Origin of the sequence: Neobacillus sp. DY30 (genome assembly GCF_030123065.1) — a bacterium.
Lineage (GTDB): Bacteria > Bacillota > Bacilli > Bacillales > Cytobacillaceae > Neobacillus.
Genome location: NZ_CP126093.1, coordinates 3,343,141 through 3,357,131, shown reverse-complemented (window position 1 = coordinate 3,357,131; position 13,991 = coordinate 3,343,141). Strand labels below are relative to the sequence as shown.

The 13,991-nt window shown below is 38.3% G+C and carries 12 protein-coding genes; 8 read left to right on the top strand and 4 right to left on the bottom strand.

Annotated elements, in window-relative coordinates; translation table 11 throughout:
* Positions 1–17: 17 nt before the first annotated feature.
* A complete protein-coding gene (locus tag QNH29_RS16300; protein WP_283860439.1) occupies positions 18–1,373 on the bottom strand; it encodes an arsenic transporter in 1,356 nt (451 codons plus the stop codon).
* A 248-nt stretch (positions 1,374–1,621) separates the two neighbouring features.
* Positions 1,622–3,199 (bottom strand): hypothetical protein, encoded by a 1,578-nt coding sequence (locus QNH29_RS16295; RefSeq protein ID WP_283860438.1) that lies wholly within the window; start codon positions 3,197–3,199, stop codon positions 1,622–1,624.
* A 279-nt stretch (positions 3,200–3,478) separates the two neighbouring features.
* Here QNH29_RS16295 and QNH29_RS16290 point away from each other — a divergent pair, with 279 nt between their 5' ends.
* The 5 genes from QNH29_RS16290 to QNH29_RS16270 all read left to right on the top strand — a co-directional run bounded on the left by QNH29_RS16290 (position 3,479) and on the right by QNH29_RS16270 (position 8,766).
* Complete coding sequence (locus QNH29_RS16290; protein WP_481858733.1) at positions 3,479–4,564, top strand: CotH kinase family protein; 1,086 nt, start codon at positions 3,479–3,481, stop codon at positions 4,562–4,564.
* 152 nt (positions 4,565–4,716) lie between these two features.
* Positions 4,717–5,262 carry a hypothetical protein gene (locus QNH29_RS16285; protein WP_283860436.1) on the top strand — a complete coding sequence of 182 codons (546 nt, stop codon included), beginning with the start codon at positions 4,717–4,719 and terminating at the stop codon, positions 5,260–5,262.
* Between the two features lie 65 nt (positions 5,263–5,327).
* Positions 5,328–6,536 (top strand): hypothetical protein, encoded by a 1,209-nt coding sequence (locus QNH29_RS16280; protein WP_283860435.1) that lies wholly within the window; start codon positions 5,328–5,330, stop codon positions 6,534–6,536.
* A gap of 176 nt (positions 6,537–6,712) precedes the next feature.
* Positions 6,713–7,384, top strand: a complete 672-nt coding sequence (locus tag QNH29_RS16275; protein ID WP_283860434.1) for a DUF2642 domain-containing protein — start codon at positions 6,713–6,715, stop codon at positions 7,382–7,384.
* A 191-nt stretch (positions 7,385–7,575) separates the two neighbouring features.
* Entirely contained in the window at positions 7,576–8,766 is a 1,191-nt protein-coding gene (locus QNH29_RS16270; protein WP_283860433.1) for a M14 family metallopeptidase, read from the top strand.
* 87 nt (positions 8,767–8,853) lie between these two features.
* Here QNH29_RS16270 and QNH29_RS16265 read toward each other — a convergent pair whose 3' ends face one another.
* Positions 8,854–9,225: a DUF2500 domain-containing protein gene (locus QNH29_RS16265; RefSeq protein ID WP_283860432.1), complete on the bottom strand. Its 372-nt coding sequence runs from the start codon at positions 9,223–9,225 to the stop codon at positions 8,854–8,856.
* Positions 9,226–9,378: 153 nt separating this feature from the next.
* Here QNH29_RS16265 and QNH29_RS16260 point away from each other — a divergent pair, with 153 nt between their 5' ends.
* Positions 9,379–9,771, top strand: a complete 393-nt coding sequence (locus tag QNH29_RS16260) for a thiol-disulfide oxidoreductase DCC family protein (RefSeq protein ID WP_283860431.1) — start codon at positions 9,379–9,381, stop codon at positions 9,769–9,771.
* Between the two features lie 155 nt (positions 9,772–9,926).
* Here QNH29_RS16260 and QNH29_RS16255 read toward each other — a convergent pair whose 3' ends face one another.
* Complete coding sequence (locus QNH29_RS16255; RefSeq protein WP_283860430.1) at positions 9,927–10,337, bottom strand: VOC family protein; 411 nt, start codon at positions 10,335–10,337, stop codon at positions 9,927–9,929.
* A 485-nt stretch (positions 10,338–10,822) separates the two neighbouring features.
* On the opposite strand from QNH29_RS16255, the gene treP reads away from it, so the two are divergent.
* Together treP and treC are read left to right on the top strand one after the other, a co-directional pair.
* Positions 10,823–12,247: a PTS system trehalose-specific EIIBC component gene (gene treP / locus QNH29_RS16250; RefSeq protein ID WP_283860429.1), complete on the top strand. Its 1,425-nt coding sequence runs from the start codon at positions 10,823–10,825 to the stop codon at positions 12,245–12,247.
* A gap of 76 nt (positions 12,248–12,323) precedes the next feature.
* The gene (gene treC / locus QNH29_RS16245; protein ID WP_283860428.1) at positions 12,324–13,991 is read left to right on the top strand and encodes an alpha,alpha-phosphotrehalase; all 1,668 of its coding nucleotides are present in this window, start codon (positions 12,324–12,326) and stop codon (positions 13,989–13,991) included.

Sequence of the window (13,991 nt, the reverse complement as noted above, 5' to 3'; positions counted from 1 at the left end):
ATCCTTCGCACTAATTTTTAAACAAATACCAGAAGCAGCCATAAGTACAGTCCGATTAAAGTAAAAACGAGCGTTGGCGGAATGACAATTATTGTAACTTTAATATACTCCAGCCATGTTATTTTTATATTATTTTTCTTAAGGATATCCATCCAAATCAATGTTGCCAGGGTACCAATTGGCAAGATTAAGGAACCGATATCACTTCCTATGATATTTGCTAAATAAACTGTCTGCGTTAATAATGGTTCTAATCCCATCTCCGTTAATGCAAGTGTCGATACCATTAGGGCAGGATGGTTGTTAAATAGATTCGATAGGAAAGCTGTTATGATCCCCATGGTAACGCTTGCGTGAAGTAAACTGCCATTAACAATAGAACTTAGATGTTCTACCAAAAAGGCTGTTAAACCGATATTGTGTAATCCGTATATGATTACATACATGCAAAAAGCGAAAATCAAGATATGCCAAGGTATTTTAAATAAAACGTCTTTTGGATTTTTCTTTAGATGGATCCATCTCCAGACTAGTAAAATGATTGAACCAAGTACAGCTACCAATGAAACAGAAATGTTTAAAAAAGAGGCGACAAAAAGGCTGATTCTAACGATAAAGACAAAGATGAGCATTTGGATCATTAACTTCTTTTGTTTTTCAAACATATCCTCGTTTTTTCTTTGTAATGGGTGAAATCGGTTGTTATTCAACAATGGTAGTGTGTAGGAATGAAGTCTGATTTCTTTAGGGATGTCCTTCTTAAAAACAATGAGGAGCAGATAAGATAAGAATAGTAAACCAATGGTACTCGGAACAAACATCATAGCAGTCTGAAGGTAAAGATCCATTCCGATAATTTTTAATGCTATTAAATTTACAATATTACTTACACCAATTGGAGCACTTGATGCAGTCGCGATTAAGGCGCCGCTTAATAGGTATGGAATTTTTTGGCGGTTCTTTAAACCGATATTTTTAAATATCAGGATGAGAATAGGTGTGGTAATTAAAATACTTCCGTCATTGTTGAAAAACATCGTCATCAAAAAGCAAAGTAATAATGTATACCAGAATAACCGAATTCCTGACCCTTTTGATACTTTTAACATCAATGCCGCCGTCCATCTAAAGAAGCCGAAACTTTCAAGTACAATTGCCATAACGATGGTTGCGATAATCGTTACTGCAGCCCCGGTTACCTTCGAACTTATATCCATTAAATCAAGCATCGAAACGCTGCCACTTAATAAAACAATAACTGCGCCAATCGTTGCTGGAATAGCTTCATTCATATTTTTCGGACGGATAAATATCATCACCATGGTTAGAGTAAAAGCGAATATGGTTATGATTACCGTCGATGGATGATACATATATGTTATTTCTCTCCTTTCGATTTATCTAAAATTTCATTCTAAGAAATTTCCTTTTCATGTCTTTTCTTGTCCTTTGCTTTATCATACGTAGACCCTTGGAGGCTTGAACTAAACGAATATCTTGTTTTTATGTAAATCAGCAGGTAACTAGAAATTTTTTTGAAATAATGGTTGGATAAATGCCTATCTTTTTGAAACTAAACCAATGCCTAGCGGGTATCTTAATAGGCTGCTGTCATACATATTTAATGGAAAACAAAAAAAACCGGTACTCCACAGGTACCGGTTTTTGATAAATTATTTTTTTCCTTTTGAGTCCCTGCCTTTTCCTCCCCCTGAACCGTGACCGCCTTTGGAACCTTTGCTTCCACCGGAATGCTTACCGCCTTTGGAGCCTTTGCTTCCGCCAGAGTGCTTATCGCCTTTGGAACCTTTGCTTCCGCCGGAGTGCTTGCCGCCTTTGGAACCTTTGCTTCCGCCAGAGTGCTTGCCGCCTTTGGAACCTTTGCTTCCACCGGAAAGCTTACCGCCTTTGGAGCCTTTGCTTCCGCCAGAGTGTTTATCGCCTTTAGAGCCTTTGCTTCCGCCAGAGTGCTTATCGCCTTTGGAACCTTTGCTACCGCCGGAGTGCTTACCGCCTTTGGAACCTTTGCTTCCGCCAGAGTGCTTGCCGCCTTTGGAACCTTTGCTACCGCCGGAGTGCTTACCGCCTTTGGAACCTTTGCTTCCGCCAGAGTGCTTGCCGCCTTTGGAACCTTTGCTACCGCCGGAGTGCTTATCGCCTTTGGAACCTTTGCTACCGCCGGAGTGCTTATCGCCTTTGGAACCTTTGCTTCCGCCAGAGTGCTTACCGCCTTTGGAACCTTTGCTACCGCCGGAGTGCTTGCCGCCTTTGGAACCTTTGCTACCGCCGGAGTGCTTATCGCCTTTGGAACCTTTGCTACCGCCGGAGTGCTTGCCGCCTTTGGAACCTTTGCTACCGCCGGAGTGCTTATCGCCTTTGGAGTCTTTTTTACCCCCATAACCATAACCGCTATTGGATCCTTTACTTCCGTTAGAACCATGAGAGCCTTTAGACCCTTTACTTCCGGCCGATCCATGTGAACCCTTAGATCCTTTGCTTCCGCCAGAACCATGTCTGCCTTTTCTACCCTTAGGACCTTTAGGGCCTTTTGGACCTTTTTTACGACCAGATCCACCAGAACCACGAGATCCTTTTGATCCTTTACTTCCACCAGAACCACGAGATCCTTTTGATCCTTTACTTCCACCGGAACCACAAGATCCTTTTGATCCTTTACTTCCACCGGAACCACGAGATCCTTTTGACCCTTTACTTCCACCGGAACCACGAGATCCTTTTGACCCTTTACTTCCACCGGAGCCACGAGATCCTTTTGATCCTTTACTTCCACCGGAACCACGAGATCCTTTTGATCCTTTACTTCCACCGGAACCATGTGAACCTTTAGAACCTCTGCTTCCACCCGAACTATGTTTTCCTTTTCTTCCTTTCGGTCCTTTACGACCTTTTGGACCTTTTGGACCTTTCGGACCTTTCGGACCCTTTTTCCGTCGAGACCCATAAGAACCGCGTGAGCCTTTTGAACCACTACTTCCGCCAGATCCCTTACTGCCTTTACTTCCGCTAGAGCCCTTGCTGCCTTTACTTCCGCTAGAGCCCTTACTGCCTTCACTGCCGCAAGACCCATGACTGCCCCTTGAACCTTTACTTCCTTTAGAACCCTGACTTCCATCGGACCCTTTGCTGCCACTGGAATCTGAATTATCTTCACAGAAGCATTTTTTGTCTTGCTTTTCATCTGGATTGTTATTTAGAAATAAAACGACTCCATTTTCCTTAGCTTTTGACAGCATCTGATTCATGTCCATCCCCATGTTGGTTTTCCACCACTTTCCATAAATATATTCTTCTCACTTTCTAATTTATGGTAATAAAGTGGTTCTTGATATAGACAAACATTTATTTTTTTGCATTCACTTTACCAATATTTGAGGGTCAACATTTGTCCTATACCAAAATACTAGATGTTTGTACTGCACAATCCTCCTAGATGCCGCATACTATCTAGAAAAAATGTATGTATAGGAGTATTTACGTGTTAAAATATGAAATCTTCATTAATCCTAAGTGGCTGCAAAAGTTGGAGGATGATATTTGGGAGGATGAGCATGTCCCAGCCTTATTGAAAATTGCGAATAAACGATACAAAATAGGACTCACCTATCGGGGAAATGTAATTAGAAAGAAGAAAAAAAAATCCTATAATATCATTTTTCAAAAACCTTTTCTTTATGATGGTGCTCACGAAATTCATCTGAATGCGGAATACGATGATATTTCACTAAGCCGGAACAAACTATCTCTTGATTTTTTTGATACCATTGGAGTTGTTTCACCACACTCCAAGCACGTACTGCTTTATATTAATGGTTTTTGTAAAGGAATTTATTTAGAACTTGAATCCTTTGACCAACATCTTTTGAAAAAAAGAAATCTTCCTGATGGACCCATCATATATGCCACTAATTATTTTGCAAACTTCTCTTTAATCTCCCCTGAGAACGAATTGAAAACGAGTTTAGATGAGGGCTATACAATCAAATATGGTGAGGAAAAAGACCTGTCATTATTAGAGGAATTTATTGCAATGATCAATACTTTCCCAAATGAGGAGTTTGAAAAAGAAGTTGGTAAATTCCTAGATATTGAGAAATATCTTAGATGGCTTGCTGGTGTTGTATGTACACAGAACTTTGATGGCTTTATCCATAACTACGCTCTCTATCTAAATAGTAAATCGAATTTGATTGAAATTACCCCTTGGGATTATGATGGGACCTGGGGACGAGATCTTCACGGAAGGAAGCTCGATTACGATTTCGTACCCATCACGGGGTATAATACCTTAACTGGACGACTTCTCCATATTCAACCATATAGAATGAAATACAAAGAAATCTTATCCTCCATCTTAGAAACGCACTTTACAATCGAAGCATTAGAGCCAATAATCTTAGAGCAATTTCAACTATTAAAACCGTTTATTAGGACAGATCCCTATATAAATAGGGATGAGAAATATTTTGATAAAGAAAAAGATGTCATTCTCAAATTTATTAAGAAAAGAAATGGCTATTTAAAGAAAGAATTGGCATCATTATGACCTTTTTCCTTGTATATGGATTCCATATACTTTTTTTTATGCCTATTTTTGTAAAAAGGTAAGAAAAAAGGCTCGTCGTTTAGTACAACATCACACCGTGACACATATAAATGCAGTGTAAATGTTTATTTATTTAAAGGAGGATAAATATTGTGAATAACGACATGTGGAAGTCTTTAGTGGGGAAGACGATCAAGGTTGACAGAGGAGGACCAGAATCAAGAATTGGTAAATTAATGGCCGTTCTGGATGACCATCTAGTACTTTTGACTAAAGATGATGGTGTGCTTTATTACAATACACACCATGTCAAAAGTGTAACAGAAAATTCAAAGGACACTATGGATATAGGTATTGAGGTTCCGGAGAATTTCGAATTTAAAAGTGCTGATAGCTTTCAAGGACTTTTAGAATGCCTGAAATTCCAATGGGTAAGAATTAACCGTGGAGGTCCGGAAAAACTTGAAGGCGTAATAAGCGAAGTTAATAAAGACTTTGTATCATTAATTAGCAAAGAAGAAGTTGTTCGTGTTTCTATGTGGCATATCCGAAATGTTAGCTACGGATTAAAAATCGAAAGTGAAAAACAAGAAGAAAATAAAAATCAAGGTAAAGAAGAAAACACAATGTCTCAAACAGAAAAACAAGTTGTGAGACAAAGAGTCGTACGTGCAGAAAACGCACAAGTAAGACAGTAAAAATATAAAACTCTTGTCGCTTCTTTAAAAAGAAGCGACAAATTTACCCAAAGGAGGAAAGTTGAATGGGATCTGATAATTTTTCATCGACTGTTGATTTACTAAAAGGTTACAATGTAAATCTTTATGTTGGTGAAGAAATTATAAAAGGAAAATTAATGGGTGTTGAGACGGACCATATCATCCTAGAAGATGAAAATGAATACGTCTACTACTATAGCATTGATAAAATTCATGCTATAACAAAAAACACGAAACAATTTAAAGGTGAAGAAATCACCACCGAATTTTTGCAAACTCAGAGTCTAGCAGACTTATTAAACTCATTAAAAAATTCATGGGTATCTATATTGTGTTTAAATAAGCAATCTTTTGAAGGTGTCCTAGGCTTTGTTGATACTGACTTTGTTACGTTAATCAATGGTGAGAATCGAATATTAATCAAAATCTCACACATCTCCAATATTTTAAAAGGCTTTCGGAAAGAAGAAAAACAAGAAGAAAACAAAAATGAAACCGAATCAGCTGTTGCGGATAGTAAAGTGGAAGATTCAGACGACAATTATGTTGAAACAGAAGTTTTTATGAAGGCTGACAAACAGGAAGCGGATGTTCAACCGGCGGTGAAAATGGTTGACGATGATGTCATTACTTCACCGAAAGTAATTGTAAATCAACCAGAAAATGAGAAAAAGGTTTGGGCAGAACCTATCAAATCCTCATTATCACTCGAAAAAATCAGTATGGAAACTAAAAAAGAAGAGAAAAAGCAAAAAGTTCACAATGAAGACGTTAAGCAAATTGCAAAACAAAGCAAGGAAAGTAAATGGTCCAGAACGGAATTACCACAAACTCCTCAGGAAGTAGTGAAAAAGCAAAAAGCAGAAGTGGTGATTCAAAATATTGTCAAACATGATAAAGAAAATGTTCAACAACCCGCTGCTCCTTCCATGGAAAAAAGGGCTCAGGTCAAACAGTCAGTCCGTGAGCAATTGAAAGCTGAACCTGCACCGAAAAAAGAAGTAACTGCAAATTCTACGAAGGAATTATTAAATAAAGTGAAAAAGGTAAAAGAAACAATTGATACCAATCCGCTAATGAAAATAGAAAAGTCAAAAATAAACGCCGTAGAAAGTAAAAACGAGGTTAATAAACCAAAGGCACAAGAAGTTGGGGCATCGCGTTTCTCAGGTGAGCCCGTAACCCGTAATTTTGACCGAAGATCTATCTTCTCAGGATGGCCAAATCGAGATAACTCACAAAGACGCATTTAATTACTCCCCTATCTGCAACCTAATGATTATTTATAAAGCAAAATTCCTAATTCCCTTGCCAATTTCTATCCATTATAAATTTTACAAAAAAGAGCTGGGCATTCTTTCGCAGTAGTATCTAGTTATGTGCACCTGCTCTTTTTGTAGAATGATTTTAATAGAAAGGAAGTGATGAAATGAAAGTAAAAGACCATATTGGTACCTATATCAAACTTGAAATATCTGGAAATAAACATATAAGCGGAATCTTAATCGACATTGGCAGTGATTTGTGGGTTATTTACAATGGGTATGATTATTTATATGTTCCTACTGTTCATATTCAAAATTGGAAGATTCCTAAAATAGAAGAAATAGATGAAATAATTACGCTATCAGAAGACCAATCCCCTATCTTCAATCCTAACGAAGAAATCTCACTGCGAAAAACCCTTACTGCCGCTAAAGGTATATTTACAGAAATATTTGTGACAAGTAAACAAGCCATACACGGCTACATTATCAGCATTATGAATAATTATTTTGTTTTTTACTCCCCTATTTACAAAACAATGTTTATTTCCCTTAACCACTTAAAATGGTTAATTCCTTATACCAATAACCAGCGTCCCTATGGATTAAGCAATGCAAATTTACCTGTTAACCCCTCTAACATAACCTTTGCACGGTCATTTGAAGTCCAGATTGAAAAATTAATGGGGACACTAATTGTATTTAATCTCGGAGAAAATGAGAGTTATATGGGGAAAATAATGGGAATAAAAAATAACTTTGTAGAAGTATCAACGGCAAAAGGTGACCCTGTTTATTTAAATCTTCAGCATATTAAAACGGTTCATATGACATAAATGATGAGGGATAGCCGCTGTTCGGTAATAGCGACATTTCGCTCTATATAATTTATCACTGAGTGTCCTAAGGGCGGCACTCTTTTATTTATTAGCCCCCTCTCAATTTTATCAAATATAAAACCTACATATATGCTCAGCTTTCCTGCATACATTTAAAGTAAGCCGATTTTTGGACACAGGAGGTTTCCATGGACATCTATGTGAGACAAGGTGACTCGTTATGGTATTACAGCCAACTGTATCAAGTTAATATTCAACTTATTTTGGATTCTAATCGTGAGATTCAACCAAGCCAGATCGCAGCAGGACAGCGAATCCGAATACCGGGTTTTGTTGGGCAGAGTTATCAGATCCGGCGTGGGGATTCTTTCTGGAGTATTGCGCAAAACCGTAATCTTTCACTTGATGCGCTGCTGCTTGCTAACCCTAATGTGAACCCTAATCGTCTTGTAGTCGGACAAAATATTAAGGTACCCTTAAGAATTACTTGGAGGCTTGTTCAAGGAAAGCAGCATTATGATTTTAGCCGTATGATGAGTGATATCGCACGTTTGCAAAACGTTTATCCATTCCTTCGGGTAACAAATGCAGGAAATTCAGTACTTGGCAATCGTATTCCCGAGGTTTTAATTGGCAATGGAAGTAAAAGAGTTCATTATAATGCTTCATTTCATGCAAATGAATGGATTACTACACCTATTCTAATGACATTTTTAAATGATTATTGTTTATCGCTGACGAATGGAAGTTCCATCCGTGGTCTTTCGACTTTTCCTCTATATAGGCAAAGTTTGCTGTCCCTTGTTCCGATGGTTAACCCGGACGGAGTAAGTCTAGTATTGAATGGTCCGCCAGAAAATGAAACGGTGAGTAATAGAGTGATTGAACTAAATCGGGGAAGTACTGATTTTTCTGGTTGGAAAGCAAATATAAGAGGTGTTGACCTTAATGACCAGTTCCCTGCCCGCTGGGAATTGGAGAAGGCCAGGAATCCTGCTCAGCCTGGTCCGCGGGATTATGTGGGTGAACGGCCATTATCGGAGCCAGAGGCCATTGCGATGGCAGATTTGACGAGAAGACGTGACTTTGCCCGCGTCTTAGCCTTTCATACCCAAGGTGAGGTCATCTACTGGGGATTTGAAAATTTGGAGCCGCCAGAATCTGAGGTGCTGGTAAACGAGTTTGCAAGAGTTAGTGGATATGAGCCTGTCAAGACAATCGAAAGCTATGCCGGGTATAAGGATTGGTTTATCCAAGATTGGCGGAGGCCAGGATTTACGGTCGAGCTCGGAACAGGTACGAACCCTCTCCCACTTACGCAATTTGATGAAATTTATGAAGAGGCGCTGGGGATATTTTTGGCTGGATTGTATATGTAATCTGCAACTAAAATCAGTTATCCGCAACTAAATTTCTACCAGTCTTAACCCACTATACATTAATTAGGACACGAATAATCACGTGTCCTAATTCACTTGCTGCTTCCGTGTAAAACGATGATATCTCGTTCCTTGGAAGACCAATTCACCGAAATCGCCTTCAGCTAACATACCATAGTCAGACCCCCTAACGGCTAGTTCCATTCTGTCACCGCTTTCAACTTGAAACGTAACATAATACCAAGTGCTGGCGCTGGAATCATTACTTCCTCCACTAACTTGAGTCCGTTTCGAGACCACGACTGCATCCACATTCAACCTTGGCTGTTTATTATTGTAGTTCCATTGTTTGATTCCTTTAAAAATAGTAAATAAAATAATTCCAAATACAAGGATAAAAAATATTGGAAAGAGCGTACCCATTACGGAAAACATATCAAACCCCTGATCAACGACCATATACTTCCCTCCTAACTCCATCAAAATCATCATTAATATATTCTTAATATATCTATAGAATTCTAGAGTCTCAAGGAAATTTTCTATATTTCGCTAACATTTCTCTTTTTTTGTAAAAATTGTTTATAATGTAAAAAGGATGGGAGTGAGGCAATGGAAGCAATTATTTTGTTTGATGGCATATGTAACCTCTGTAATAGCAGTGTTCAGTTTATTATCAAGAGAGATCCAACGGGATATTTCAAGTTCGCCTCACTCCAAAGTGAAACAGGACAGCGGTTATTACAACAATATAAGGTTAATAAACAGATTGACAGCCTCGTTGTCATTGAAAATCAAAAACTATATATGAAATCAAGTGCAGCATTACAGATATGCAGAAATTTAAATGGATGTTGGAGGTTGCTATCGATACTAAGGGTCCTCCCTCCTATATTTAGAGATTTCCTTTATGACCTGATAGCAAAAAATCGTTATAACTGGTTTGGCAAAATGGAAAGCTGCATACTGCCTACTGAAGAAATGAAAAAACGGTTTCTAGATTAAAAAATATTTTTGAAAATGGACATGTTCACTACATGCCTGTACTAGGACGTACATATATTATATTAACCCATGATACAATACCTCCTTTAGAAAGTGGCCCCACCACTTTCTTTTTTTTTTGCAATCAAAAAAGCACTTAGAAAAGTGCTTTGGGACTAAGATTTTTGATAATTCAATTCCCAGATTACCCCAAACTGGTCTTGAACTCTTCCATATGTGGCACCCCAAAATGTATTCTCCAGCTTCATGAGTACCTTTCCATTTTTGCTTAGAGAGTCATACAACTGTTGAATTTCCTCTTCACTTTCAGGCTCAAGCGTAAGTGTAATATTGTTCCCTACAACAACCGACTGACCTGGAAAGGTATCTGAAAACATAAGTGAAAGGTCTCCTTTACTTAGCTTTGCATGCATGACACGATGATCTGCATCTGGCGGAGTTGGATAATCAGCTTCACCAAATGTTTGGAGACCAATAATTTCTGCGCCTAATACTTCTTTATAAAACTCCAGAGCTTGCTTTGCGTTTCCATCAAACGATAAATAGGGTGTAATCTGCCCTTTCATACTCAACACTTCCTTATATTAATTAAATAACAATATATTAGTCTTTCATAAACGACAGATTTTAATCAAAAGAACTCAAAAAAAAGAACCTTTGACAGAAGTCAAAGGCCAAAAGTGAGCTTAGTGGTCAAGGCTAAGCTCTAGTTTTAGGAGGTCTAAACTCAGAAGAATTTAAACAAGTTTATTATATCATTTTCCGAAAATTCATTCAACAGTTTAAAGCGTTAAAGTTGAAAAGTTATGAACTTATATTAATACCTACTATAATAAGTAAATCATTAGGAACGGTCAACCCCTCATTTTTTAGTGAAAATAAATTTGTTGACAGTCTTGTATATACAAGTTAGAATGTAAACGTAACCAAGGAACTTGTATATACAGGTTGCGAGTATCCTATTGAAAACGGACACATTTATCTGTAAATACAAGGCATAATACACAATATATAGAATTGGAGATTTCCAATTCCACAGGGGGAAGAAATAATGACGAAGTTCACTGAGTCAGCGAAAGAACTGCTCGAACACGTTGGGGGTAAGGAAAACATTGCGGCCGTAACCCATTGTGTTACGAGAATGCGTTTTGTGTTAAACGATCCAAGCAAAGCGGATGTAACAAAAATTGAAGCTCTTAAACCTGTAAAAGGTACATTTACCCAGGCAGGACAATTCCAGGTAATCATCGGAAATGATGTTTCTACCTTCTATAATGACTTTGTTAAAGTTGCCGGTGTTAGTGAAACAACGAAAGACGAAGCAAAAGTGGCTGCAAAGCAAAATATGAATTGGCTGCAACGAATAATCGCCCATCTTGCAGATATCTTTACACCGTTAATTCCTGCGCTCGTTGTAGGTGGTTTAATCCTTGGATTTAGAAACGTGATCGGTGATATTAAATTGCTTGAAGATGGAACGAAGGCGATTGTTGAAGTTTCTCAATTCTGGGCCGGTGTTCACGCCTTCCTTTGGTTAATTGGTGAAGCTGTGTTCCACTTCCTTCCGGTCGGTATAACATGGGCTGTCGCTAGAAAAATGGGTGCAACACCTATTCTAGGTATTGTCCTCGGTATTACGCTAGTGTCTCCTCAATTACTAAATGCCTACGGCGTTGCTGGGGCGGAGGAAATTCCAACTTGGGATTTTGGCTTTGCTCAAATTGAAATGATTGGTTATCAAGCTCAAGTTATCCCTGCTATCTTAGCTGGATTTGTACTATCGTTTTTAGAATTAAGACTTAGAAAAATTGTTCCGAATTCAATCTCTATGATTGTTGTTCCATTTTTAGCGTTAATTCCAACTGTATTAATTGCACACACCGTTTTAGGTCCTATCGGTTGGACAATTGGTTCTTGGATTTCTGATGTTGTATATACAAGTTTAACTTCTGCATTTGGCTGGTTATTTGCTGCCATCTTTGGTTTTGCGTATGCACCACTTGTTATCACTGGTTTACACCATATGACAAATGCAATTGATCTTCAATTAATGTCTGAGCTTGGCGGAACAAATCTATGGCCAATGATCGCTCTATCAAATATTGCTCAAGGTTCTGCCGTTCTGGCGATGATTTACATCAATCGTAAAAATGAAGAAGAAAAACAAGTTTCCATTCCAGCAGCAATTTCTTGTTACCTTGGTGTTACAGAGCCGGCGATGTTCGGGATTAACTTAAAATATGGCTTCCCTTTCCTTGCAGCGATGATTGGGTCTCTAGTAGCAGCAGTTATCTCTGTAGGCAGTGATGTAATGGCCAACTCAATCGGTGTCGGCGGACTTCCTGGTTTCCTTTCCATCCAGCCGCAGCATATGATGATGTTTGCAGTAGCAATGTTAGTTGCGATTGTAGTGCCATTCCTTTTAACTATTATCTTTGCAAAAACAGGTATGAACAAATTTACTTTTAAAAGATAAGACTCCAATTTAGGAGGGAGATCATCTCCCTCCTTTTCATTATTAGAGTCTCAAAAAATATAGGCAGGTGTATATCATGTCAACATCATGGTGGAAAAAAGCAGTAGTATATCAAATTTATCCAAAAAGTTTTTATGATACGACTGGAAATGGTACAGGAGATATTCAAGGTATTATCAAAAAGCTCGACTATTTAAAGGAGCTTGGTGTAGATGTACTTTGGCTTACCCCGATTTATAAATCCCCACAACGAGATAATGGTTACGATATAAGCGATTATTACAACATTCAAGAAGAATACGGTACGATGGATGACTTCGACCAGCTTCTTGCAGAAGCACACAAGCGCGGAATCAAAATCATTATGGATATTGTCATCAACCATACATCCACTGAACACGAGTGGTTCAAGCAAGCGAAATCCTCAAAAGACAATCCATACCGCGATTTTTATATATGGAAAGATGGTAAAGATGGCCTCCCTCCTACTAACTGGGAATCGAAATTTGGCGGTTCAGCTTGGCAATGGGATGAAGCAACTGGCCAGTATTACCTTCACTTATTTGATGTAACCCAGGCAGATTTAAACTGGGAAAATCCAAAAGTTCGTGAAGCATTATACGAAATGATGCACTTTTGGCTGAAAAAAGGTGTCGATGGATTCCGACTAGACGTAATTAATTTGATATCAAAAAATCAACAGTTCCCTGAGGATGACAGCGACGGACGTAAATTTTATACAGATGGTCCAAGAATTCATGAGTTCCTCCATGAGATGAATCAAGAGGTATTTTCAAAATACGACATCATGACGGTTGGCGAAATGTCTTCTACGTCGATCAATAATTGCATTCGCTACACAAGTCCTCGTGAAGAAGAGCTTAATATGACGTTCAGCTTCCATCATTTAAAAGTGGATTATCCTAATGGAGAAAAATGGACAAAAGCGGATTTTGATTTCCAAGCGTTGAAAAACATTCTGTCAGATTGGCAGGTTGAAATGAATAAAGGCGGCGGCTGGAATGCCCTCTTCTGGTGCAACCATGACCAGCCTCGTGTAGTCTCAAGATTTGGTGATGATCAACAATACCACAAAGAGTCAGCAAAAATGCTTGCGACGACCATCCATATGATGCAAGGAACTCCTTATATTTATCAAGGGGAAGAGTTCGGGATGACCAATCCAAACTTTGACAAGATTGCAGATTATCGAGATGTCGAGTCACTAAATATATTTGAAATTAAGAAAAACGAAGGTGTGCCAGAACAAGAGATAATCGAGATTTTAAAACAAAAATCTCGTGATAATTCCCGAACTCCAGTTCAATGGAACTCGAGCAAACATGCTGGATTTACCACTGGTAATCCTTGGATTCATACCGCAGCAAACTATAAGGAAATTAATGCAGAAAATGCAATGAAGGATTCAGACTCTGTTTTTTATCATTATCAAGAACTCATTCGCTTGCGGAAAGAAATTGATGTGATTACGAACGGGGATTATGAATTGATTTCTGAAGACCATGAATCGATCTTTGCTTTTGTACGTAAAACGGAAAATGAAATGTTGTTGGTGATTAATAATTTTTATGGAAAAGATGCGAATTATGTTCTTCCAGTAAAGTTAGACATTGATGGGTTGTCAACTGGTGTGTTACTCTCAAACTATGAGGACTCAGCACCACTTGCCAAAGAAATTCCTTTACGGCCTTATGAGTCCATTGTTTATCATTTGAAAAAATAA

Bases quoted from the DNA above. Each gene is read 5' to 3' on its own strand.
- treC (WP_283860428.1), top strand. From the start codon at position 12,324: ATGTCAACATCATGGTGGAAAAAAGCAGTAGTATATCAAATTTATCCA.
- QNH29_RS16290 (WP_481858733.1), top strand. From the start codon at position 3,479: ATGTATAGGAGTATTTACGTGTTAAAATATGAAATCTTCATTAATCCT.
- QNH29_RS16260 (WP_283860431.1), top strand. From the start codon at position 9,379: ATGGAAGCAATTATTTTGTTTGATGGCATATGTAACCTCTGTAATAGC.
- treP (WP_283860429.1), top strand. From the start codon at position 10,823: ATGACGAAGTTCACTGAGTCAGCGAAAGAACTGCTCGAACACGTTGGG.
- QNH29_RS16295 (WP_283860438.1), bottom strand. From the start codon at position 3,199: ATGAAAAGCAAGACAAAAAATGCTTCTGTGAAGATAATTCAGATTCCA.
- QNH29_RS16270 (WP_283860433.1), top strand. From the start codon at position 7,576: ATGGACATCTATGTGAGACAAGGTGACTCGTTATGGTATTACAGCCAA.
- QNH29_RS16255 (WP_283860430.1), bottom strand. From the start codon at position 10,337: ATGAAAGGGCAGATTACACCCTATTTATCGTTTGATGGAAACGCAAAG.
- QNH29_RS16265 (WP_283860432.1), bottom strand. From the start codon at position 9,225: ATGGTCGTTGATCAGGGGTTTGATATGTTTTCCGTAATGGGTACGCTC.
- QNH29_RS16275 (WP_283860434.1), top strand. From the start codon at position 6,713: ATGAAAGTAAAAGACCATATTGGTACCTATATCAAACTTGAAATATCT.
- QNH29_RS16280 (WP_283860435.1), top strand. From the start codon at position 5,328: ATGGGATCTGATAATTTTTCATCGACTGTTGATTTACTAAAAGGTTAC.
- QNH29_RS16300 (WP_283860439.1), bottom strand. From the start codon at position 1,373: ATGTATCATCCATCGACGGTAATCATAACCATATTCGCTTTTACTCTA.